We start from the raw sequence: 22,424 nt of genomic DNA, 5'->3' as shown, positions 1-22,424 counted from the left end.
AAACGCCGGGCCGCGGCCTTGTCCCGCCGGTTCTGCACGAGGATGTCAAGGACGGCGCCGTCGGCGTCGACGGCCCGCCACAGGTACTTCGACTCACCGTTGATCCTCACGAAGACCTCGTCCAGGTGCCACTTGTCGCCCGGCCGGGGCCGCCGGCGGCGCAGGCCGTTCGCATAGACCTGCCCGAACTTCGCGCACCGGCGCCGGACCGTCTCGTGGGAGACGAGCACACCGCGCTCGAGCATCAGCTCCTCGACCTCGCGGAAGCTGAGCGGGAAACGGAAGTACAGCCACACGCAGTGCGCGATCACCTCGACTCCAAGATCATCCCAGGCCGGCCGGCCAACGTGACAACGCCTCCGCAGGGCCTTCGGAGTCGGCGAAGTGACCGGCACGTCCGCCCGCTTGTCCCGGACGAGCCGGTATCCGACTTCGGGAAAGAGACACATCGCCAGCAGGAAGTAGCTACCGACACGGGACGGCAGATCACGCAGTCGACTCTGGAGACGGCGGCAGCCGGCAAGGCAGGCCGTGGTGCGTTCGATGGTCCAACGGTGCAGGCCGAGCCGCTGGAACGCCTCGACGCCCTTGCGGGTGATGCGGTACCGGACACCGCGCTGGGACAGCCATTGCCGCAAGTGGCGGTGGTCGTAGCCCTTACTGCACGACGATCCGCTCACCGTTTTCTCCGGTGGTGATGACGTCCGCTCCTCTGTCGCCGGCACCGCCGTGCGCGCGCTGCACCTCGTGTCCGTCGCGTTCCAGCAGTGAAGCGATGAGCGGCTCGAACTCCCGGTCCAAGAGGTCGCACACCTGGTCGAGGGAGATGCTGTCGTCGCCAAGGAGACCAGCCCTTGCAGGTCGTCCCTGAGGACCGCCTCTGCCGCGCAGCGTCCGTAGCGCATCGCGAACGCGGCCTCCACATCCACAGACGTCGCCTGCTCAAGCGCCGACTCCAGCAGCTTGCGCACCGTGTGTTCGGGCGACGGGCGGATCGAATCCGCGGAAGGTTCCAACACGCTCATGCGAGCAGCCCGGAAACGACCACTGACGCCTCGGCTGGAGCTGGACCCACCACACCACCAAGAGCTTTCTCCAAAGCCGTTCTCCGAATCGGCTACTTTGGCTAAAGTGCTGAGGCGAGGCGGGGCGTGCCCGTCCGTCCACCGACGAGAGGACCGTCCGCCGTGCGCATCATCGAGGGCTCACCGCAGGAGATCGTGGAGTACGAGCACCTGGCCGGCGTCGGCACGGAACCAATGCCCGCAGAGGACAACGCCGCCTCTCCGGACGAGGCAACAGAACCCGCCCGTGAGACGGCGGCACCTGACGGCTCCGCTTCCCTGACGCCTGAAGACCATGTGGCCCTGATGAAGTTCATCTACGGACGGGCCGGCAAGAACGACGTGCGCACCTTCCTGACCGAACGGTTCATCATGCGCGTGCTGGACGAAGAGGACGTCGTCGTGGCATTCGGCCGCTCCTCCAAGACCTTCGACGGCCTCGCCGACTACCTGATGATCCGCGACGACGGTCCCCAGCGCTACGGGGCGGTCGCCTACCTCCGCCCCAGCAACGGCGGCATGACCGTACGCCTCGGCCCTGACGACATCGAGCACCTCGGCAAGGAGGACAACCCACACATCCAGTACCGCAACGTCGCGCCCTCCGACCCCTACAAGATCAACTGCCCCCTCGCCGACGAGGACGCCCTCGACCTCGCTCTCGAACTCGTGCGCGCCGCCCTCGACATCGTGCGCAACGAGTAAACCGGGCACACACCGCCCAACCGGCGAGGACCAGAAAGCCCGAAATCCAAAGCCGAGGGCACGGATCGGCAAGCTGCGCACCGGCATCGACATCCCGACCTCCGAGCAGGGCTGTCCCCTGAGCTGGGCCGAGCGACTCGTCCGGCGCCTGGCCGAGGCACCGGCGGACCTGCCGCCCAAGGACAACGCCAAGATCACCGGGTTCCGCCTGTCGCTGCTCAAGGGCATGGGAAGCGGCCGCGGCAACGGGCGGCCTGGACCTGGTTGAGGCGGCCGCGTCACCGAGATTCACCCGGATGACGCACACTGCTCGCTCGGTCGGGACCCTCTGCGGACGATGAAGTCGACCGAGCCGGCAGAGAGGAACACGCCCATGACCACGGCCGCCGACATCATGCACCCCGGGGCACAGTGGATCCCCGCCACCGAGACCCTGGACCGCGCCGCCCAACTCATGCGGGAACTCAACGTAGGCGCACTGCCCGTCAGCGACCCCCAGGATCCCAACGAACGCATGTGCGGGATCATCACGGACCGGGACATCGTGGTCGGCTGTGTCGCTGCCGGGCATGACCCCGCCCAGGTCACCGCAGGCGAGTTGTGCAAGGGCACCCCGCGCTGGATCAGCACCGATGCGAGCGTGGAGGAGGTGCTGCGGGAAATGGAGAACAGCCAGATCCGCCGCCTGCCGGTGATCGACCACAACAAGCGCCTCGTCGGCATGATCAGCGAAGCCGATCTGGCCCATCACCTGTCCGACAATCAACTCGCCCAGTTCGTCGAGCGGGTATACGCCTGACCGTTGCCGCGTCTGCCAGCCGACGCTGAGCGGCCTGCGCAGGCAGCCGGGCAGGACCGCCCCTGTCCGGCTGCCTGGCGGGCTTCGCGCTCGTCCCGCCGGCGACGTCGTGCGCTTCACGACGGTGGGTGCCGATCGCTTCCAGGAGCGTTCGGCGGTGAGCGGCCCGAAGCCGCCCGGCCTCGCCGAGTACCGCCTGTTTCCCTTCGGCTTGTTCTTCGAGGTCAGTCCGGGACAGCGGCGACGTGCGGCACCAAGTCGCCGACCGCCCGAGCAAATCCGTTGGCACCGAGCGCCTTCAGACGACAAGACCGCGCTGGTGAACGCCCTGCCGCCGTTGCCCGGCCCGCTCCCTCCGCCGGTACCGGACCCGCGTGCCCGCGATCACGGCATCATCGACGCGTTCACCAAAGCCAGGATCAGATGCTGGACGGGCAAGGCGTACCAGGGTGCCGGCCGACCGGTCCGCGTGCCGTTCAAGGGCCGGCGACGCCTGCGGAGACTCCGGTGCGGCACCAACCGGACCACCACGATCGTGAAAGCCGTATTCGTCCTTCACACGCATCAGCGTGAGGCTGCAAAGAGCTCAAGGACTCCTCCAACTCGTCTGCATCATCGTCCACTTGATACGGCTACGCACCGCATTCCGAAACGGATCAGTCAGGCCACGCCTTCGCCGGGGCGGTCTGCAGCAGGTCCTCGGTCCGGTGCGCTGCCGCTGTTGTCCAGCGCGCCGCTCATGCTCCCGCCGCCGTGCCCGTGCCATCGCCCTGACTCTCACTCCAGGTGAGCCATGTGACCCACGGATCGGATTGCCCAACGAGGCCCATGACCTGCGAATATCCCCGAAGTCGTTGCAATATAAAGTACCTCTCGGAAGGAACGGCTCCACCGGGAGCCGTGAGCATGGTCCGGCCCGGGGAGAACCGAGTGGCGAGAAAACGCAGGACCCCCGTGTCGGTACGCGGCCACAAGCGCCGCCTGCCCAACGGGAGAACGACGTACGTACGTCGGCACACCCGAACCTACTGGACCGGGCGGAAGCCCTCACTCTCCGTGCGCGGGCCGGAACGCTCCACGGAATCGGCGCGACGCATCCCGACGCGATCGACGTCAAGCAGTACGCGATCCCCCTCATCGAAGGCTTCGACGACCACATCGGCCAAGCCGACGGAGGCAAGCGCGGCCTGTGGCGCGTGGGGATGCTTCGGTCTTCTGTCCACCGTCATGATTCTCGCCTCGCTGATATCGGAGGACGGTGAGCGGCCGTACCTGTCCATCATCGTTCCGTTTTTCCTCGCGGCGGTGGTCGCGGGCTGGCTGTGCGGCCGCGCCTTCTCGCCCAGCACGCCCCAGGGACGGAGGCGGTTGACGACAGCCAGACGGATCGCGCTGGTCTCGGGCATCTCCATCGCGGTAGTACCGATGCTCATCTGGGAGGCGGTGTCCAACACCGCGGAGCTGGCGCCCCTGTGGCTCAACGTCATCCGAAACATCGGCATGGGCTTCCTCCTGTCCTGGGTGGCCGGCGCGCGGAGGGGAGTCCACCACGCCGCTTCGGCGCAGAGCGCGCCTCCCGAGTCATGCCCGCCACGGCATGAGGCTGCTCGGAACAACCGGACCGTCGCCCCGGAGGGGGCCGTACCGCCCCGTCCCACCAGGTATGACGAGCCGCAGATACGACACGAGGGCGAGTCGGGGGCGGCCTGAGGACGACTGATCGTTCCAGAACGAGACCGCTCGGTCGGGCGTGAGGGCCTGATACGCGGCGAGCTTGTGGACGAGGTTCCGTCTTGACCGTTGGCCGTCGGATGAAGTCCGACGGCATCCAGCCGACGGACGGCCCCCGTCACATCACATCGCCGGCTTCCGCCGGATCACCATCGAGCACCTCACAGGCCCTACCCGGCCGGGCGCGTGTCCGGCTGGGTGAAGAGGTGTTGGAGACGGTGTTCCGACAGGTTGCCGGACCGCTGGCGGTTTCGGAGACGCCGGGCCCTGGTGGCACGGCCTGCGGATCAGTCTCCGTCGTGCCGGTCTTCGCGGTGTGGTCGGGGGTGGCCGCCAGACCGGCGAGGAGCTTGAGACGTTCCTCGGAGGTGCTGCCCGGTTCGGTGGCGTAGAGACTCGGGTCGTGCACGGCCCGCTGGGAGACGGGCAGGTCCACCGACCGGTGGGTGAGTTCCAGCTCGCCGATCGGCTCGCGCAGGGTCCGGTCGTGGGGTTCACGCCCGGCCTCGGCACGCAGCAGAGCGACGGTGGCCCCCGCGCCGGCGTCCCAGTCGAGGAAGTGGTACCGGGCGGAGTTGGGACGGCCGCTTTTGTCGGTGGTGGGGCTGTCGGACATCGGCGCGTGCAGGGCGCGGCCGAGCGCGTTGTGGGCGATGACGTCCAAGCGGCCGTTGCGGACGGAGGCGGCGGACATCGTGACGGAGTCCAGCAACCAGTGGATGCGGGGCGGAACGGCGACGTCACGGCGGCGTGAGGGTGAGCGGTCGCGTTCTTCCGCCCAGTCCTGGGCGACCGTGCGGACCCACAGGCTGCGGCCGTTGAGTGTGGCCTGCGGTGGCGGGACGTCGCGCTGGTCGCGGGAGATGCGGGCGCACAGGGTGGAGGCCACGATGCCGCCGATCTGTGCCATCTCGGCTGCGCCGGTGAGCTGGTCGGCGGCGGGTTCCGGCGCGGCCCTGGCGGCGTTCCTCAGCCCGAACGAAGTCGAACCGGTATCCCGGTAGTTGCTCTACGGAGCCACATCTCCGTGTGAAGCTTTCCCCATGACCCATCCGCGTGAAGAAGTCAGGGCCAGGCTGCAGACCGATCGCCCGCACTCCGCCCGTGTCTGGAACTATCTGCTGGGAGGCAAGGACAATTACCCTGCCGACAGTGAGGCCGGTGAGGTCATCCTGAAGACTTTCCCGGAGTTCGCCGCCGTCGCGCGGCTGCAGCGGGGGTTCCTCGCGCGTGCCGTGCGCTTCCTGGCGGGCGAGGCCGGTGTCCGCCAGTTCCTCGACATCGGCACCGGACTGCCCACCGCTGACAACACGCACGAACTGGCCCAGCGCATCGCGCCGGAGAGCCGCATCGTGTACGTCGACAACGACCCCCTCGTCCTGGTGCACGCGCAGGCCCTGCTCACCAGCAGCACCGAGGGAGCCTGCGCCTACATCGACGCCGACGTCAGGGACCCGGAACGCATCCTTGCCGAAGCAGCGAAGACCCTGGACCTCAGCCGCCCGGTCGCCCTGACCATGCTGGGCATCATGGGGCAGATCTCTGACGCCGAGCGTCCCGCCGACCTGGTGAGCACGCTGATGTCGGCCCTGCCCTCGGGCAGCTACCTGGCCCTGAGCGACGGCACGAACACCAACGGGGCACTCAACACCGCGGTCGGGGTCTACAACGAACAGTCGGCCAACACCTACCACCTGCGGTCACCGCAGGAGATCGCCTCCTTCTTCGCCGGGCTGGAGCTGATGGAGCCGGGAGTCGTGTCCACGGCCGCCTGGCGCCCGGACGCCGACCGGTCCGGGGAGGACACGGCCGACGTCTCCGTCTGCGGTATCGCGGTCAAGAAGTGACCCGGCCTGCCGCTCGGTAGTCCCGCAAAGGTACCCGGCTCGGGAAGGGCGTGGCGCGCGACGGTGCCCGCCGAACCGCTCGAGAACGCCTGGAAGTTCTACGGGTCCGGGTCGGCGGCGGCCGCGCGGGGCGCCGATCGGAGCCTGAGTGCACCGGTGGCATCCGGGACCGTGTGCGTGCCGAAAGCACGAAGGCACCACCCACTGGACGGAAGAGACTCTCACCCGGTATTTCTCTGTGTCCCAACAGGATTCGAACCTGCGACATCCGCTTCAGGAGTTCGATCCGGGCCCGCTGCGGTGGCTTTCGTCGACTGGTGCGACAGCCGGACAGAGGTGCTGGTGTATGCCTCCGTCCGGTGCCGTGGATGTCAGAAGTCTTCTGATCCGTAGTCATAGCCGGAGCGGTCACTGGGGTTGTGGTGCGGCGCTGCTGTACCGACGTGGAGACCTTGTCGAACGTCTGGGCGCCCCACCGCCGGAGGCTCAACACATCCTGCCCGCCTTCGTCCCGCCTCTTGCTGGAGGCGACGTTCGGAGAACCGAGCACTCTTCATGCGCCTTGGCCGTACAGCGGCCCGGCAGACGGGCCCACGGACACGCTTCCGTGGCCCCTGCTGGAGGCGCAGCCGGCGAAGCTCCCCGGCCGAGGAGGGTACGCATAGGGCGCACGACGCATCGGGGCCGGTTTCCCGTGCAGGAAACCGGCCCTGAGCTCTGCCGCTTCAGCTGTCGGGGGCGGGATTTGATCCCACGGTCTCTTCGCCCGAAGCAACTCGGGTGAGGCTGCGGCCTTGGGCTGGCGTGCTCCTCACCCGTGCTGGTGGTCCGCAGACGTCCAGGCCCGTCCGCCGGTGTGCGTCGGCGTTGTCACGCAGTTGGACACTCATGGCTGCTGTGCAGTTCGTTTCACTGCCACGTTCCGGGCATGGGCTTCGCGCCGTAGTCGGCGTTCGTAGTCAGCGACTTGACGGGCTACGGGAACGCTGGTGGCCGTTCGGATCAACCGCCCGTTCTCTCGATCCACCAGGAAAGGGCCGTTGCCTCCCAGCCGAGGGCGCCGGCCGCTCTGGTCGTCCCGGACTGCTCCCCAGTAGAAGATCCACCCGAATGACAGGGCTCCTACGCGCAGGATCTGCAGGTCGTACTCGACGTTGCCTCGTGAGTCGTTGATCTCGGCCAGCACAAGTCGGCGCGCTTCCTCCTCAGTCAGCATCACCCGATGATGACACGACGTCTCCACACGCCCGGGACGCCTTGCCCGCTCGCGTACACCCGTTTCAGAGGAATCGTCTCGGTTCCCTCGGACGTGACGGTGCCGGGTCAGCACCAGGCAGTGCCGTCATGGCTGGCTGTGACTTCCAAGCCGTAGTCGTCGGGACTGTCCCCGAGATCACTGGGGAACCACACAGCGAGATGGGCGGTAGTGCCCGCGGCGGGCTTCTCGAAGCAGAGCGATGAAGTGTCGATCGCGAGGCTGTCGGGTGCCGGGGACGGTGAAGGGTTGGCGTCCTTGAGCCGCCAGCCGTCCTCTGCGGCGGCCTTGCGATAGAAAGCCAGCACGTTGGCCCGGGAGGTCGTGAGTCGGTAGTACTGCCCGGCGTAGGCGAATCCGTCGTCCTCATCGCATCCGGAGTACCGCTCGTCCTCGGGTTGCGTCTGGCCCGGATGCGCGTCGAGGATGGACAAGGACGCCAGTGTGGGGGCGAGCTCTTCGTCAGCCCTGGTACAACCGTAGAGCCCACCCGACAACGCCCACACCCCCGTTGCCGCGACGATGGCCATGCCGCCCCCGCCGACGAGAATCAGTGTGGCCGCTGCCCTCAGCTTCATGACGCGGAGCGTAGCGCAGTGGATCCGGAAGACGGGGTGTGCACGGCCCGGGCCCACCCGGTAAGCCCCCGTGCCGTGGAGGAGCGGCGACTCAGGGGCTTACGGCTGTGGACCTGCTTCTTCTTGCCCTGGGTCCTGCCGGGGATCTTGGTGAGCTGGGTTTTTGCTGGTCGGAGGTAATGAGACCGTGCGTCTGGTGGTCGTCGTTGGTCGTCATCGGCCGCTGTCGAACCGGCCTCGGACGGCCCGGTACTGACGCCCACCGGCTTCTCATGAGCAGGCCGTTGTCAGTGGCTACGGCCAGGGTCGCGGGCACGCGGTCGGCATCCGAGGTGCCCAGCTCCGTAGCGCAGTCGCATCCCCGGCTCTGTCCGGGGGCGGCCCGGGAACAGTCCGGGACCCAACCGACGGCCGGGCTTCGTCGATGGCCAAGAGCGAGACGGTACGGACTGACTCGGTTCATCGAACCTGAGCAGTGTGCGCTGTTCCTGAGGACAGGTTTCAGGGGTGCTGGTGAGTGCGCCAGTGACGTCTGAGGGCTTCGAGTTCGGTTCGGGGGAAGGGCTCACCCCACTTGCCTCGATAGCCGCTCTCACCATAGGTCTGTGCGACTTCGTCGAAGCATCGGATCACGGCGCGGGCGAACCGGTCGACGCCGGACCGACTCGACCAGATCTCGGTCCCCCTGTTGTCGTGATCGCTGCCATCGCGCAGTTCCAGCACGCGGCTCCGGACGTCCTCGCCTTCGCGATGGAAGATCCACCGGTAGGCGGTCGGCTCGGCCTCGAACTGGACGCGAGTCTCCGTCTCACCCGCGACGACCCGGGTCACCGCGGTCAGGAAATCCTCGGGCGCACTGGTGATGCGGGACGCGGTGAGCTCGGTCGTCGTGCGGTGATCCTCAAGGGTGCAGTCGGCCCGTCCGTGTGCCCCGAGCGTCCAGGTGATGCGGATGCCGGATGTCACTGCTGCTCCCCGGCGAGGAAGTGCCGGACATCGGCCGCCAAGGAAGCCATCTGCTCGCCGGCCTCCAGCCAGGTGGTCACCGATGCGCCCCAGCCGCCGACGGCCTTCGGCCATGGCCGCAGGGTCCAGGTCAACCCGACGTGCCCGCCGGACCGGAAGACGGCCGACACCGCCAGGTCCCGGTCGTTGGTCTGCCAGCTCCGTTCGCCGTCCCATCCCCGGTGGTCGGCGGCGAGTTCTTCCAGGAACGGGGCGAGATCGCTGTCCCGGATCCAGGCGACGACCTCGTTGACGCGAGCGGTCAGACCCGGGGCCCGCAGTTCTACGGCGTAGTGCACGGAGTCCGCGTCGAAGCCGAACCGGTCGCAGAACGTCACGCCGACGGACGCGTTGTCCTGGCAGCGGACGGTGACGCTGGGCTCGTCGTCGGTGTCGTCTCCCGCGGAGGTCATGGGCAGAACGTTAGGTCAGCACCACGTGTGCCGTCCTTCGGATTCGCCGCCGACCGGCACCGACAACGCAACGGACTGGACCGGCTGTATCAGCAGCCGACGAAGCGACAGCCAAGAAGTCGGTTTCTCTCACTCGTGAGCACCGGCATCATGGTCGCCGGTGAGTTCATACACGAGAGGACGAGTACGGCGGATGTCTGGAGACGGGCGAGCGGATCTGACGGAGCTGTGGCAGCGGCGTTGGCCCGGTTGCCCTCCGGTCGGATACAAGCTCCGCGTCCCGTACCAGGACGTCTGGGTACGTTTTCACAGCCTGCCGGAGTCGAAGCGGTACGCGGAGGACGAGAGCGAGTACGCCATCGTCCTCGATCGTCACAACACCGTCCTCGATGAATTGTTCGCCGGCACGGACGTATATGTGATCACTCCGCTCTGGGCGACCGAAGCCGGGGTTCCGCCGGCGCAACCCGGCACGGAGTACTGGCAGAGCCTGCTGGTGAAGGACGATCCTGACCCTGAGTTCCGCACGTACTGCCACCTCTTCTTCATCCGTCGGCCCTGGAGGCGCGGCTGCATCGACGAGTCGCTCCGGGACACCGCCGACGACAAGGTGGCGGGAATCCTCATCACCGACACCCGCATGCACCGCATCCACCACCCCTATGACGGTGGCGCCGACGTCTTCCTCGCCACGCCCGAAGAACGGGACCGGACGCGCGACCGGCATGCCGCCTGGCTTTCCCGTCATCCCTCGGGTCTCTGACCGGCTCGAATCGCCTCCCCGCTCAGAACGGTCTTTAGCTGGAGGCTCATGTCCGCCATATCGGACAGTACCTGGCCGAGGAGGAACCCGCCTGGTCCGACGACGCCGCGCTCAAGGCACGTTGGGACAAGGCCCGGGCGTCGTATCTCGCCCTGGTCCACCGTGCGGACTGGTGCAGCACGGCACGGGAGGGCCTCGCGGCCGGGGACTGGCGGCTGACGTGGCTCGCGGACTCCGTGGCCTTGGAAACTCGGTCTGTGTGCCTTCCACAACGACAGGCCGAGAGCCGAGGAACAGCGCACGTCAGGAATACGTGACCTCCGCCAGTACCACTGTGCACCCAGGGACGCCGCGTTCTCCGAACCACTGGGGGTCGGTGCCGGCGTCCTGGAGATCTCTGACATCGGCCAGGGCCGCTTGTCGTCTCACGCGGTCCGGCGTTCACGTGAGCGGGAAACTTCAAAGCGGGGAACTTCAACGAGCACCGCGAGTGTTTCCGGCGGGGTTACCCGCTTGTGGAGTGTGTGGGTCGAATCGGCCGGCCAAGGACATCATCGGCGCCCCGCAGTCGCCGTCTACGCTCTTGGCATGCAGCGCAGTGATGTCACGCGGGACGACGGCACATGGGTGGGCCTGTCCTTGGACGTACGGGACCGCCGCCAGCCGGAGCTGTGCGTTTTCAGCGCTGGGCCGCGGCTGTTGATCTCCCAGCTGTCGCGGCCTGTGCTGCTCGCCGTCGTCGAAGAGCCCCTACAGGGCGTGGACTTCTGGCGTACCGACGAATACCGCTCCTTCGTCCCACCGCTGCGCGCCGACGTGGGACGTGCCCTGTCGGGCAGCCCGCAACGGTGGGCTCACCGCTTCGCGCGGTACCTCATCGACTCGCCGGGCAGCCCGTTGCACGAAGGCCGGTGGCTGCTCTCGTGCGAGAGCCCGCTCCCGCGCTGGCGCCACGCCGCCACTTCGCATGCCGAGTACTGGAGCTCGATGCTCGTCGAGGGTCATCCGGACGGATACATCGACTGGTTTCTCCACTCCACATCGTTCGAGGTCCTGCCGCTGCGGCCCATGCCCGGCCCGGGCGACAGCCGGGTCAAGGCATACCGCAAGCAGGTCCGTGAGGGGACACTCCCGCCCGTTCTGCTGTGGAGGGTCAGTGGCCTGGATTGTCATCTGATCCTGGACGGTCACGCACGACTCGCCGCGGCGATCGCCGAGTCCGTCGAGCCTCCGTTGCTGCAGTTGCACCGCACGGTGCCGCACGACGACCTGGCCGCACGTATCGATGACGCCGTGGGCTTCTACGAGGACGAGCTGGAACGCTTCGCCGAACTCCGCGCCGTCCACGGCCCCACCGTCCCGGACGGCGCCGCCACCGCCGGCCCACAGCTCACCCGCCTCCTCCACGACCTGAACACCGCGGAACAGCCGACCTGGGCCTGGCCCCTGCCCGGAGGGGAAGAGCAGTGGCATCACATCACACGCGAGGTGACCACCGGCAAGGGCCGTCTTCCACCGGCCATCGAGCCTGAGGGCGGCAACGGTCCAGTCGCGAAGGCTCCGACGGTGAAGTGACCGTTGGGGTGCGGGCAACGATCTCCCGGAGAGTGGGAGTTCCCAGGTCGACAGGCTGCTGTGGCACGGCCACGGTCATCGAGGCCGCACCACGGCGTACCTGAGCCCGCTTCGCGGGTGTCCAGGTGCGAGAGCACCGAGCACCCCATGACCGTCATTGCCTATCGGAGTTCAGGCAGTGGTCCGGAGTTCTTCGGCCAGCGGCCCTCTTCAAGCCGGAAGAGGTACTTCTGGAGGTCCGCGCCGAGCCCTTCAGTGATGTAGGCGGCGAAGTCCCTCAGCCCCTCCGCGGCTTCCCGCTCGTCCGGCCTGTCGCTGGACGACCATCCGGGCAGGAGGGACTCCAGGTACTCGGTGATCCGCCCACGGTCGCGCCACCAGTCCCGAACAGCCTCGGGTGTCCATCGGCTGTCGCCGTCGCAGGCACAGCCACGGTACGGATCTTCCTGGGCTGCTGCCATCAGGTTCATGACCTCGGCCGTGGTCGCCGGCTGACGATACACATATTCACCGAAGTACTCGCCGCCGTAGAGCACATGACGCGGTGCGTGCAGCCGGCCCGTCCAACAGTTGTCGGTGATGCCGGTGCAGAAGGGGCCAGGTACGTTCAACCAGAGCCGGTCCTCCCAGCGCCCGCCGAAGGACGTCTCGGGCTCGCCTTCCGGAAGTGCCGCTATCGGTTCCCGGCACAGCTCTTCATAGGTCATCCGCGAAGCGTAGGACCCGATGGGAAGGGTCTCTCAGCGTCGGCGCTGCTTCGTCCGGTGTCGCGGCGCGCCCGGGCTGCGCCTACCGCGCGGCCCGCAAGGACCGCCGCGTCCGGCCGGCGGAGACGGAGGCCGCCGACCTCGCCAACGCGCACGCCGCTCACTGCCGTGCGATCATCCGAGGCGTCCCGGCGATCCCCGACGACGCTGCCGCGCAGCTCGTGCGCAGCCGCCTGTGGAGCAAGCGCCCGCACGGCGACCCGCCGTACCCGGTGCACCTGGCCGACTTCCTCGAGGACCGCGTCGACCTCCAGCGGCAGCACCGGCACCGGCACCGGGTTCCTGGCCCAGCCGCACCCGCCCCGCACCTGACCCATCGGCCCCGTCGTACCGCACCCAGGCGGTCTCCCCGTCGGTGAAAAAGACCTCGCCGCTGAACGGGTCGGCCACCGCCCCGTCGCGCGGCGCCACGTTGACGGCCACCAGCATGTTGCCGACGGCGTAGTTCAGCGTGCCGCACAGGGGATCCACCAACCACTGGCGCACAGCGTCGGCGGCGGTGGCGAAGTCCGCGGCACCCTTGTCGATACGGCTGAGCCGCCGGCCGTACATGCTGCGGACCACGTCCGCGCCGGCCCGCGCCCCGGCTGTCGCGACTGCGGCATCGTCGGAGCTCGCGTAGGAGCCGATCACGCCGTGCAGACTGTCGAGGCGCAGCTGTCGCCTCGGCGAGCCTTCCCGGACGAAGCACTGGCTAGGCGCCCCCGCCCGGGGCGATCAGCCCCGTCTCGTAGGCGAAGACGACGGCCTGGACGCGGTCGCGCAGGTCCAGCTTCGACAGGATGCGGCCGACGTGGCTCTTGACCGTGGTCGGGCTGAGGAAGAGCCGGGAGGCGAGTTCGGCGTTGCTGAGGCCCGTCGCGAGCAGGCGGAGTACCTCGAGTTCCCGCGGGGTCAGGGCGGACAGATCACGGTGCGGGGCGATGGTCCGTGGTTCGTCGTGATGGGCGAAGCGTTCGATCAGGCGGCGGGTGATCGTGGGTGCGAGGAGAGCGTCGCCGGTCTGCACCAGGCGTAAGGCGGCCACCAGATGTTCGGGGGTGACGTCCTTGAGCAGGAAGCCGCTGGCACCGGCCGTGAGCGCGGCGTAGACGTAGTGGTCGAGGTCGTACGTGGTGAGGATCATGACCCGCGTTCCGGCCGGGCCGGTGTCGCCGACGATGCGCCTGGTGGCCTCGATGCCGTCCGTCTCCGGCATCCGGATGTCCATGAGGACGACGTCGGGCCGCGTACGGCGAACCGCTGCGACGGCCTCGGTCCCGTCGGCGGCCTCGGCCGTCACTTCGATGCCGTCCGCAGCCAGGATCATCTTGAAACCGGTGCGTACGAGGGCTTGATCGTCGGCGATGACGGCGCGCAGAGGTGGCCGGTCCGCGGTCATACCGCGCTCCGTGGGATGCGGGCCGTCACCCGGTAGCCGCCGGTCGGCGTCGGTCCGGCCGTCAGCTCGCCCTTGTAGACGGCCAACCGCTCGCGCAGCCCCATGTGGCCACGGCCGTTGCTCTGCACCGGCGGGGAATCCCCGGCGCCACCGGTGTCCGTGATCTCGATCTCCAGACAGGTGTCGGTGTGACCGATGGCGACGGACGCCTGCGCGCCGCGCGCATGTTTGATCGTGTTGGTCAGCGCCTCCTGTACGACGCGATACGCCGCGAGGTCCACGCCCGCCGGCAGCGGTTGCGGCGGCAGCGACAGTCCGACGCTCACGGGCGTCCCGGCGGCGCGTACCCGTGCGACCAGGGCGTCGAGCCGCGCGAGCCCGGGCTGGGGCTCCAGACCGTCGGGCCTCTCGTGGTCCGGGGCGGCCAACAGCCCCATCGCATGGCGCAGTTCGGCCATAGCGGCCCGACCGCCCGCCTCGACGGCCAACAGCGCCTCCTTCGACTGCTCGGGCAGCACGTCCATCACTTTGCGCGCCGCGCCCGCCTGGATCACCATCACGCTCACATTGTGGGTCACGACGTCGTGCAACTCGGCGGCGATGCGGGCACGTTCCTCCTCGACGGCCCGGCGCATGGCCTCCTCCTGGGCCTCCTGCAGTTCTGTGACCCGGTCCCGGCTGGAGGCCAGTCTCAGTTGCAGGAAGCGGACGAGGCTGGCCAGCATCCCGGCCACCAGGAGTACGAATCCCGGGCTGGACCAGCCGGGGAGCACGGGTTCCGCGTTGCGGAAAGCGAAACCGGACAGCGCGGCGGCGATCACCAGGACGGCGATCGCCGTGATCCGGTAACGGCTGTGCACGACGGCGCTGTAGGCGCCGATGACACAGGCCAGGACGGTGATCCAGGAGGCGGAGCTGCCAATGGCCAGTGCTGCGCCCAGCACCACCACGAACAGGGTCAGCGGATACCGGCGCCGGGCTGCCAGCGGCAGCGTCGACAGGACGACCAGGGCCCAGGGGACAGAGGAGGGTTCTTCCTCCACGGGCACCTGACCGGGGTCGGGCGGCGGGGGCGGGGCCGGGATCCCGGTCCCGCCGTCCACCGTAGGGGGGTTGATGTTCACCGGCCCCTCGCCGGGATGGCGCACCGCCACGAACAGGGCGATGACGGTCAGTACGAACGCCAGCACCACATCGGCGCGCACCGCTCGCCGGGACAGCGGGGCGGCCTTCGCCTCCGGGCGTAGCGCGTCGATGAGTCGCTGAGGCCGGCCGTACCGGTCTTCCGTCACCATCCGTGCATTGTGCTGCACCCTCCGCCCGGCCCGCGTCCGCCTGTCCGGCCAGGGGCATTGTCCCGGAGGCGTACTTCTCAGGTATGACTCCGCGGCCGATTCCTCCGCGGGAAGGGCCTGATGTCGGTTCCGCGGCCGACGCGCCCCGTACGCGGCACCTCTAGGTTCGCAGGACCGGCAACAGCACGTGCCTCTCGCGACCGCAAGGACGGACAACTCGTATGCGTCAAGTGATCGAACTGAAGGGTGTGGCGAAGCGCTACGACAGCGCCGGCGCGCCGTCGCTCGGACCGCTCACGCTCAGCGTCGCCAAGGGTGAGGCACTTGCCGTTACGGGCCCTTCCGGCAGCGGCAAGTCCACGCTGCTGAACCTCGTCGCCGGCCTGGACAAGCCGACCGATGGCGCCGTGATCGTGGCCGGGCGACGGATCGACCGGTTGAGCGAGCACGCCCTCGCCGAGTTCCGTCGCGAGCACATCGGCATGGCCTTCCAGTTCTTCAATCTTCTCGACGATCTCACTGTCACCGACAACATCCAGCTCCCGGCCCGGCTGACCGGGACCGGTCGGCGCAAGGCTGCGGCCCGTGCGGGTGAGCTCATGGAGATGCTGGGCATCCAGAAGCACGCCCGCGCCTACCCGGGCCGACTGTCCGGAGGCGAACGCCAACGGGTCGCGGTCGCCCGGGCCTTGGTCAACCGGCCCGCGCTGCTGCTCGCCGACGAGCCCACCGGTGCGCTCGACACCGCCTCGGGCCACGACGTCCGAAACCTGCTGATGGATCTGCACCGCGCCGGACAGACGATCGTGCTGGTGACGCACGACCTGACGCTGGCAAAGGCCTGCGCGAGCCGCACGATCCACCTGGTCGACGGTCACGTCGCCCTCGACTCCTACGCGCAGGCCGTCCGATGAGCCTGTTCGGTACCGGCGCGCCGGGCCGGGTCGTACGCTCCGGCATCGGCAGGCGGCGGGTGCAGACCGTGGTGATCGCCGTGGCCACGATGACGGCCGTGGCCTCGGCCGTGGTCGCAGGGTCGCTGATGGTCGCCGCGGCCGCCCCCTTCGACAACGCCTTCAAGCAGCAGCGGGGCGCGCACATCACCGCGCAGTTCGATCCGGCCAGGGCGAGTGCGGCCGAGCTGGCGAAGACCGGGAAGCTGCCCGGCGTCGCCGCGAGCGCGGGACCGTATCCATCCACGTCGGTCCGTCCGGTGGACCGGGCGGGCTTCCGGTTACCGACGCTGGCCCTGGTCGGGCGGTCCGGTCCGGACGGCGCCGTGGACCGGGTGGATCTGAAGTCGGGGCGGTGGGCGCGGAAGCCCGGCGAGATCGTGCTCGACGCGTCGTTCGAGGGGCCCGCCCTCGGGATCGGCGCCCCCTTGAAGACGTCGGACGCCAAGGACGCCCCGACCCTTTCGATCGTCGGCTTCGCCGTGTCGGCCGGCAAGACCGCCGACGCCTGGGCGGCCCCCGCGCAGGTCGACGCGCTGGCGTCGGAGGGCCACCCGGTCACGAGTCAGATGCTCTACCGCTTCGACTCCGCGAGCACGAAGCAGCAGATCCTCGCCGGCCGGAAGAAGCTCGCCGCCTCCGTGGGGTCCGGGGCACTGCTCGGGACCCAGTCCTGGCTGGACACCAAGCGCGCCGCTGATCAGGGTGCGGCGGCGACCGTCCCGTTCGTGATGGCTTTCGGCGTGCTCGGCATCGTGATGTCGGTGATCATCGTCGGCGGTGTGGTCAGTGGCGCGGTCGGCACCGACCTGCGCGGGATCGGCATCCTCAAGGCCATCGGCTTCACTCCGCGCCAGGTCGTACGCGCCTACGTGGCCCAGGCCCTGATCCCGGCCGTCGTGGGCATCACCCTGGGTGTCGTCCTGGGCAACCTCCTTGCCGTGCCCCTGCTGTCCGACACCGAGTCGGTGCACGGCGGCGTCTCGCTCTCGGTGGCCTGGTGGGTGGACGTCGCCGTACCGGCCGCCGCCCTGGTCGTCGTGGGGCTCGCGGCGCTGATTCCCGCACTGCGGGCCGGAAGACTGCGTACCGTCGAGGCCATCGCGGTCGGCCGGTCGCCGCGCGCAGGACGCGGCCGGTGGGCGCATCGGGCGATGGGGACGCTGCCGCTGCCGCGACAGGTGACCTATGGTCTCGCCACCCCCTTCACGCATCCGGTACGTACCCTCGCGATGCTGCTCGCGGTGGCGTCCGGCACGGTCGCGGCGACGTTCGCGGTGGGGCTGACCTCGTCCCTGAACGCGATCGGCACCTCCCAGGACCCCGAGAGCCGTGCCGCGGTCACGGTCACGACGACCAAGGCGATCGAAGCCGCTCCCCCGCCGCCTCCTACGGGGGGCGATACGGAAGACCCGCCTCCCTCTGGCGGCAGCGAGTCAGGCCCGTCTCCCGTGGAGAACAGCGCGGCAGGCACGTCCGAAAAGCCCAAGGCCGCCGATCCGGCGGAGGTGCGGTCCGCCGTCACGTCGCAGCCGGGCACGGAGTCGTACTACGGCAAGGCCCGGACCGAGGTCGCCGTGGCCGGGGTCTCCGGCCCCGTTCAGGCCAGCCTCTACGAGGGCGATTCGGGCTCCGGCAGCTACGAGCTGCTCTCCGGGCACTGGATCACCGGCAAGGGGCAGGTCGTGGTGCCCACCCGCTTCCTGGAGAGGACCGGCACCGAGATCGGTGACGTGGTGCGGGTGACCTACGAGGAGGACACCGCGAACCTGCGGATCGTGGGCGAGTCCTTCGACACGTCGGGCAGCCGGCTGGAGATCCACGCGGACATGGCCGACTTCGAGTCGGCCGAGCCCAGCGCCTTCCTCGTCGAGACCAAGTCCGGCGTCTCCGCCGACGAGTACGCCCAGAAGGTCGCCGCGGTCGTACGACCGCTGGGGGGCGAAGCCACGGCCGGCTCCGAGTCGGGGCAGGACGGCGTCATCCTCGTCATGGCCGCGATGGCCGTGCTGCTCACCCTCATGCTGATCACCGTGGCCGGTCTCGGCGTACTCGGCTCCGTGGTCCTCGACACCCGGGAACGCGTCCACGACCTGGGCGTCTGCAAGGCGATCGGCATGACGCCGCGGCAGACCGTGAGCCTCGTGCTCGCCTCGGTGACCGCGGTCGGCGTGACCGGCGGGCTGATCGGCGTGCCGGCGGGGTACGCGCTGCACGGCCTCGTCATGCCGGTGATGGGGCGTGCCGTAGGCACCGGCCTGCCGTCGCCGGTCCTCAATGTGTACGGACCTGTCCAGCTGCTCCTGCTGGGACTCGGCGGGGTCGTGATCGCGCTGCTGGGTGCGCTGCTCCCGGCGGGCTGGGCGGCCAGGACGCGTACGGCCACGGCGCTGCGCACCGAGTAGCGTCCGGCGGAGCGCGAGCCGCTGGGGCGGATCCGCCAGGTCCGCGGGGTCGGGCCGCCCGTACGGGCACGGGTGCCGATGCGCCGCCGGCGAAGCGTAGTCGATCCGCGTCGTGCGGAACTTCCGCCCTATGACACCCGGCGCCGGGACCGCCCACGGGATCGGTGCCTCGGGCGGCTCGGCGGGCAGCGGCGGAACCTCATGGACCAGCAGGTAGGTGAACTCCTGGCTCCGCATCCCGGTGCCCAGCAGCAGGCCGCCCATCGCCGCGTTCCGGCCCGGGAACCGGCCGCGGAACGTCGCGTCCTGCAGCCCGGCGTGGAACGGCGGCCGGCAAATGCCGGGCACGGCAAGGGCCCGATGTGTCTCGGCATGGCCGGGTTTCCCGGTACCCGGACAGCGCGGACTCGGCCGGACAGCCGGCGCCGTTCGGCGGTTCCTGACGGGCATACGGGAGATCATGGTCACGGACCGACCGGGGAAGACACAGGGGCAGGGGAATCATGGTGGCGTTCCACGCATCCGCGCTGGACGGAGTCGCCCGCAATCCGGCACTGCCGACACCGCTGCTGCTGCGCTTGCTGGCCTTCGACGGCGGCGGTGACGGCCCGCCCCGTGACGCCCTTCAGCGTGCCGGACTTCCCGAGCCGGCCGTCGTGGTGATCCTGGCCCACCCGAACCCGGGCGCCCGGATCGACTTCGCCATGAGCGCCAGGGCCGAGCCCGCGCAGCGGGCCCGGCTCGCGGACGACCTCTCCCCCGAGGTGCGGGCCGCTCTCGCACACGGGCCCGAGTGGCGCGGCCCGCGTACGACGGTCGCGCCACTGCCGGACGACGTGTGCGCCCGCCTGCTCGACGACCCCGCCCCCTCCGTACGGACGGCCCTGCTGGACTCGCCCCACCTCGCGCCGTCGTTCGTGGCCTCGCTGGCCACGCACCGCGATCCGGCGGCGCGCCGAAGCGCGACGCGCGCATGGGAGATCCTGGCGCCGGGCGAGCGGTCGGCTCTGCTGGCCGACCCCGACCCCGAGGTGCGGCGGGCCGCCGCGTCGTGGGAGTGCCGGCGGGACGCACACGTCACGGCCGGACTTCTCCGCGATCCGAAGTCCGCGGCCGAGGCGCTGCGCCGCGGGCTCCTGCACCGCGCCGACGCCGAGCGGTGCGTCGCCGGGCGGACGCACCTGGCCGCCCTCGCCGAGAACCCGTCGCTGCCCACCGACCTCGTGGAGCGGCTCGCCGTCGACCCCGACGAGGCCGTACGGCTCGCCGTCTCCCTCAGGCCGGAACTGGGCGAGACGCGGCGCATGGCGATCGACTTCACGGTCGGCGACTTCGACAGGGGGGACGTGGAGTGGGTACGGGACGGGCTCACCGACCCCGAGGTACTACGACGGGCCGCGACCTCCGCCCACCCGCTGCTCCGGCGCACCGCCGCCCAGAGCCCCCACCTGCCGCCCGACCTCGTGCGCCTGCTCGCACGCACCGAGGACCCCCTGGTGGAAAACCTCTTGAGCGTGCACCACCCCGACACCCCGGAGGAGGTCCTGATGCGTGTGTACGCGCGGCTCGGTGGGACGTTCTCCGCCTGGATGGCGGAGACGCACCCCCGCTTCCCCCGCGAGGGCCTCGCCGCCCGCTACGCGAACCACCCGGACGGGAACTACCGCCGACTGGCCGTCCGGGACCCGGCCGCCACACCCGCGCTGATCGAACGGCTCAGCCACGACCCCGCGGTCTGGACCCGCCAGGCGGCCGCCGGCGACCCGCGTCTGCCGCTCCACCGGCTCCGCGAGGCACTCCATGTCCCCGAACTGGCCTCCAGTGCGGGGGCCAACCCGGCGCTCCCCGAGGACGAGATGGCCGCCGTCCTGAACCGGGCGGGCGTTCCGCGCCGAACCGAGCGGCGTCTGCCGTGACCGTCCGCGCCAGATGCCGGACCGCGTTCGGGATCTGGCATGGGACGATTCCTTGGTGACTCGACATCCGAACCGTGACCGCTCTCTTGAGGAACTGGAGGACGACCGCTGGCCAGCCCCGCCGGCCGACGCGACTCGCCTTATAGCGACCGCGCACGTGCTTCGGCGTAAGCCGATCGGCGAGTTGACAGTCGAGGACATGAGGCTGCTGATCAGGCAGAACGAGGGCCTGCCCCACCTCCTGCCGCTGGCGTTGGAGGTCCTGCGGCTGGACCCGCTGGCAGAAGGTCACATGTACGAGGGTGATCTGCTGTCCGCGGTGCTGACCAGGAGTCCGGAGATCTGGAGCACGTCGCCCGAGCTCGGGCGTGAGCTTCGTCTGATCGTCTCGGATCTGAGGGATCTGGCACCGCACCTCGAGCACGAGGTGGAGCGGTTCCTGGCTCTGTAGCACGCCGGCGGCACCGCCCTGCAGGTGCCCAGGCGGGAGCATCGTTCACGAGGGCCGTCGTACGAGCGGGCGCGGGCCCAGCCGCCTTGCGGGACAGTCGCGGGTGAGACGACGACCATGACACCGATCACCGCCCAGCGGAACATGGACTCCGCGTGGGCCGGACTGGTCTCGTAGCTTCTCGCGAGGCGCCGGTGGGCGGTGATCCACGACGTGGACGGCCAGGGGCAAGCCGAGCGTGCCGGTTGCGGGGAACCGCTTGCGGCCCTTGGCCTTCTTCCCCGCATCGAAGCCCCTGGTGGCGACGGGGACGGTGTCGGCGGTGGGGGTGCCGAGATCGTCGAGGAGGGGCGCGAGGACTGGGCTGGCGCGAAACTGCGCACGGAACTCCTCGCGCTTCTCGGAGTGGGAACGGTCGCCGGCCCCGTTTCATCCCCCGCACCCGCAGCCACCCTGCCCTACGGCCGTATCCCTCCCCCACCCCTCAAGTCCCGCGAACGCATGTGTCATACTCGAGCGCCGATCATGGCAAGAAACGACCGGGGGGCCGTGTGAACGCCGTCTCTCTGGACGCCCCCTATCTGGACACGGATGCGGATCAACTCTGCTTCTCGCTGGACCTGACGGAGCGTCCGGCGCTGGCAGAACGAGTGGTGTCGCTCGACGGGCTGGACGTGCGGCTGCGGCTGCTCGGGGCCTCGCACCAGGTGTTCGCCGGCCCCGTGCGGGAGACGGTGGCCTGTCTGCAGGGCGCGGTGAGGGGGCTGCCCGAGACCCGCACCCATCATCTACCGGGCTGGGTCTACGACTTCGGCGCCACCACCCGCCGACTGACCCCCGAGGAGTTCAGCGCCGAGGTGGCACGGGTCCTCGGCCGGGCCACCGCCGCCGAGCACAGCCTGTGCGGGGTCTTCCCCGGCTCGCCGGAGGCGGTCACGGCCGTGGTCGTCGAGTCGGTCGGGGGACCGTACGGCGCCGGACTCGTCTGGCGCACCTGGCACACGTATCCGCAGAACGGCCAGATCGTATCGACGCACAGCCGGCTGGAGGCCCGATGAACAGCGCCCGACTCGTCCGCGCAGCGGTGGCGGCCACGCTGGCCGCGACCCTGCTCACCGCCTGCTCCAGCGACGGGGACAACAACGCGGTCCCGCGCGAATGGATCAGGAAGACGTACACCGCGACCGGGGCGGACTGGCTCGACCCTGACAGCACCCCGAGCGAGGTCGCCCAGGCGATCCACACCGAGCGGGCGGAACTGGACCGTGCCTCCGGCGACAACATGGAGTTCCTGCGCTACGGCGACGACATGGTCACCGTCTCGCCGTACCGAAGCGGCAGCCTGATCGAGATCGAGGACTACCGCAACGGCTACCACCGCCACCAGCGGCACCTCACCTACTGGCCGGACCCGGACAGCGCGAGCTTCCGCGGCGGCGGCCCCGGCGAGGGCAAGTAGCGCCCGGTGACCGGCCGGCTCACCGGCCGACGCATCCCACGTTCCTCCCGCACACCACCCGA

At 69.6% G+C, this 22,424-nt stretch carries 20 protein-coding genes and 3 pseudogenes; 12 read left to right on the top strand and 11 right to left on the bottom strand.

The features are described 5' to 3' along the window. Nucleotides 1-365 (bottom strand): IS6 family transposase (locus ACZ62B_RS29630; protein ID WP_469692746.1); only part of this gene is annotated, 365 nt, incomplete at its 3' end. A gap of 93 nt (nucleotides 366-458) precedes the next feature. Beyond that, a pseudogene (locus ACZ62B_RS29625) lies at nucleotides 459-905 on the bottom strand (hypothetical protein); the annotation flags it as partial. A gap of 282 nt (nucleotides 906-1,187) precedes the next feature. On the opposite strand from ACZ62B_RS29625, the gene ACZ62B_RS29620 reads away from it, so the two are divergent. From ACZ62B_RS29620 to ACZ62B_RS29610, 3 genes and pseudogenes are all read left to right on the top strand, one after another. Then, a complete protein-coding gene (locus tag ACZ62B_RS29620; RefSeq protein WP_469692733.1) occupies nucleotides 1,188-1,769 on the top strand; it encodes a hypothetical protein in 582 nt (193 codons plus the stop codon). Between the two features lie 61 nt (nucleotides 1,770-1,830). Next, nucleotides 1,831-2,028: pseudogene (locus ACZ62B_RS29615) on the top strand (hypothetical protein); the annotation flags it as partial. 114 nt (nucleotides 2,029-2,142) lie between these two features. Then, nucleotides 2,143-2,568 (top strand): CBS domain-containing protein, encoded by a 426-nt coding sequence (locus ACZ62B_RS29610; RefSeq protein WP_469692731.1) that lies wholly within the window; start codon nucleotides 2,143-2,145, stop codon nucleotides 2,566-2,568. Between the two features lie 1,025 nt (nucleotides 2,569-3,593). On the opposite strand, the gene ACZ62B_RS29605 is transcribed toward ACZ62B_RS29610, so the two are convergent. Both ACZ62B_RS29605 and ACZ62B_RS29600 read right to left on the bottom strand, forming a co-directional pair. Continuing rightward, nucleotides 3,594-4,070: a hypothetical protein gene (locus ACZ62B_RS29605; protein WP_344566529.1), complete on the bottom strand. Its 477-nt coding sequence runs from the start codon at nucleotides 4,068-4,070 to the stop codon at nucleotides 3,594-3,596. 347 nt (nucleotides 4,071-4,417) lie between these two features. Next, the gene (locus ACZ62B_RS29600; protein ID WP_469692730.1) at nucleotides 4,418-5,209 is read right to left on the bottom strand and encodes an MmyB family transcriptional regulator; all 792 of its coding nucleotides are present in this window, start codon (nucleotides 5,207-5,209) and stop codon (nucleotides 4,418-4,420) included. Between the two features lie 133 nt (nucleotides 5,210-5,342). Between ACZ62B_RS29600 and ACZ62B_RS29595 the strand changes: the two genes are divergently transcribed. Then, nucleotides 5,343-6,146, top strand: coding sequence for an SAM-dependent methyltransferase (locus ACZ62B_RS29595; RefSeq protein ID WP_468722312.1), 804 nt, complete (start codon nucleotides 5,343-5,345; stop codon nucleotides 6,144-6,146). Nucleotides 6,147-7,469: 1,323 nt separating this feature from the next. On the opposite strand, the gene ACZ62B_RS29590 is transcribed toward ACZ62B_RS29595, so the two are convergent. The 3 genes from ACZ62B_RS29590 to ACZ62B_RS29580 all read right to left on the bottom strand — a co-directional run bounded on the left by ACZ62B_RS29590 (nucleotide 7,470) and on the right by ACZ62B_RS29580 (nucleotide 9,397). Further along, entirely contained in the window at nucleotides 7,470-7,979 is a 510-nt protein-coding gene (locus tag ACZ62B_RS29590) for a hypothetical protein (RefSeq protein WP_469692728.1), read from the bottom strand. A gap of 501 nt (nucleotides 7,980-8,480) precedes the next feature. After that, complete coding sequence (locus tag ACZ62B_RS29585) at nucleotides 8,481-8,945, bottom strand: hypothetical protein (RefSeq protein WP_469692727.1); 465 nt, start codon at nucleotides 8,943-8,945, stop codon at nucleotides 8,481-8,483. Continuing rightward, on the bottom strand, nucleotides 8,942-9,397 hold the full coding sequence (locus ACZ62B_RS29580) for a DUF6228 family protein (RefSeq protein ID WP_344566543.1): 456 nt from the start codon (nucleotides 9,395-9,397) through the stop codon (nucleotides 8,942-8,944). Before ACZ62B_RS29580 ends, ACZ62B_RS29585 begins: the two co-directional genes overlap by 4 nt. 193 nt (nucleotides 9,398-9,590) lie before the next feature. On the opposite strand from ACZ62B_RS29580, the gene ACZ62B_RS29575 reads away from it, so the two are divergent. Further along, on the top strand, nucleotides 9,591-10,160 hold the full coding sequence (locus tag ACZ62B_RS29575) for a DUF3885 domain-containing protein (protein WP_469692725.1): 570 nt from the start codon (nucleotides 9,591-9,593) through the stop codon (nucleotides 10,158-10,160). 588 nt (nucleotides 10,161-10,748) lie between these two features. Continuing rightward, nucleotides 10,749-11,735: a hypothetical protein gene (locus tag ACZ62B_RS29570; RefSeq protein ID WP_469692724.1), complete on the top strand. Its 987-nt coding sequence runs from the start codon at nucleotides 10,749-10,751 to the stop codon at nucleotides 11,733-11,735. Between the two features lie 161 nt (nucleotides 11,736-11,896). Here ACZ62B_RS29570 and ACZ62B_RS29565 read toward each other — a convergent pair whose 3' ends face one another. The 4 genes and pseudogenes from ACZ62B_RS29565 to ACZ62B_RS29550 form a co-directional block, all read right to left on the bottom strand. Further along, the gene (locus ACZ62B_RS29565; protein WP_469692722.1) at nucleotides 11,897-12,442 is read right to left on the bottom strand and encodes a hypothetical protein; all 546 of its coding nucleotides are present in this window, start codon (nucleotides 12,440-12,442) and stop codon (nucleotides 11,897-11,899) included. A 375-nt stretch (nucleotides 12,443-12,817) separates the two neighbouring features. Beyond that, nucleotides 12,818-13,135, bottom strand: a pseudogene (locus tag ACZ62B_RS29560) (inositol monophosphatase family protein); the annotation flags it as partial. A gap of 61 nt (nucleotides 13,136-13,196) precedes the next feature. Continuing rightward, complete coding sequence (locus ACZ62B_RS29555) at nucleotides 13,197-13,883, bottom strand: response regulator (RefSeq protein WP_468722302.1); 687 nt, start codon at nucleotides 13,881-13,883, stop codon at nucleotides 13,197-13,199. After that, nucleotides 13,880-15,178, bottom strand: coding sequence for a sensor histidine kinase (locus tag ACZ62B_RS29550; RefSeq protein ID WP_469692720.1), 1,299 nt, complete (start codon nucleotides 15,176-15,178; stop codon nucleotides 13,880-13,882). The genes ACZ62B_RS29555 and ACZ62B_RS29550 overlap by 4 nt, the downstream gene beginning before the upstream one ends. 221 nt (nucleotides 15,179-15,399) lie before the next feature. Here ACZ62B_RS29550 and ACZ62B_RS29545 point away from each other — a divergent pair, with 221 nt between their 5' ends. The 6 genes from ACZ62B_RS29545 to ACZ62B_RS29520 all read left to right on the top strand — a co-directional run bounded on the left by ACZ62B_RS29545 (nucleotide 15,400) and on the right by ACZ62B_RS29520 (nucleotide 22,362). Further along, nucleotides 15,400-16,092 carry an ABC transporter ATP-binding protein gene (locus tag ACZ62B_RS29545; RefSeq protein WP_344566555.1) on the top strand — a complete coding sequence of 231 codons (693 nt, stop codon included), beginning with the start codon at nucleotides 15,400-15,402 and terminating at the stop codon, nucleotides 16,090-16,092. Beyond that, nucleotides 16,089-18,536 carry an ABC transporter permease gene (locus ACZ62B_RS29540; protein ID WP_469692719.1) on the top strand — a complete coding sequence of 816 codons (2,448 nt, stop codon included), beginning with the start codon at nucleotides 16,089-16,091 and terminating at the stop codon, nucleotides 18,534-18,536. Before ACZ62B_RS29545 ends, ACZ62B_RS29540 begins: the two co-directional genes overlap by 4 nt. 503 nt (nucleotides 18,537-19,039) lie before the next feature. Further along, nucleotides 19,040-20,452, top strand: a complete 1,413-nt coding sequence (locus ACZ62B_RS29535; protein WP_469692717.1) for a Mucin-2 — start codon at nucleotides 19,040-19,042, stop codon at nucleotides 20,450-20,452. Nucleotides 20,453-20,465: 13 nt separating this feature from the next. Then, nucleotides 20,466-20,903 carry a contact-dependent growth inhibition system immunity protein gene (locus tag ACZ62B_RS29530; protein ID WP_469692715.1) on the top strand — a complete coding sequence of 146 codons (438 nt, stop codon included), beginning with the start codon at nucleotides 20,466-20,468 and terminating at the stop codon, nucleotides 20,901-20,903. A gap of 551 nt (nucleotides 20,904-21,454) precedes the next feature. After that, nucleotides 21,455-21,961 (top strand): DUF2617 family protein, encoded by a 507-nt coding sequence (locus ACZ62B_RS29525; RefSeq protein WP_468880411.1) that lies wholly within the window; start codon nucleotides 21,455-21,457, stop codon nucleotides 21,959-21,961. After that, entirely contained in the window at nucleotides 21,958-22,362 is a 405-nt protein-coding gene (locus ACZ62B_RS29520) for a DUF4247 domain-containing protein (protein WP_344566563.1), read from the top strand. Before ACZ62B_RS29525 ends, ACZ62B_RS29520 begins: the two co-directional genes overlap by 4 nt. Nucleotides 22,363-22,424 lie beyond the last annotated feature (62 nt).

Source organism: Streptomyces sp. NPDC053426, assembly GCF_055585405.1.
The sequence above is the reverse complement of the archived record's forward strand: the minus strand, read 5'-3'. Positions and strand labels throughout refer to the sequence as shown.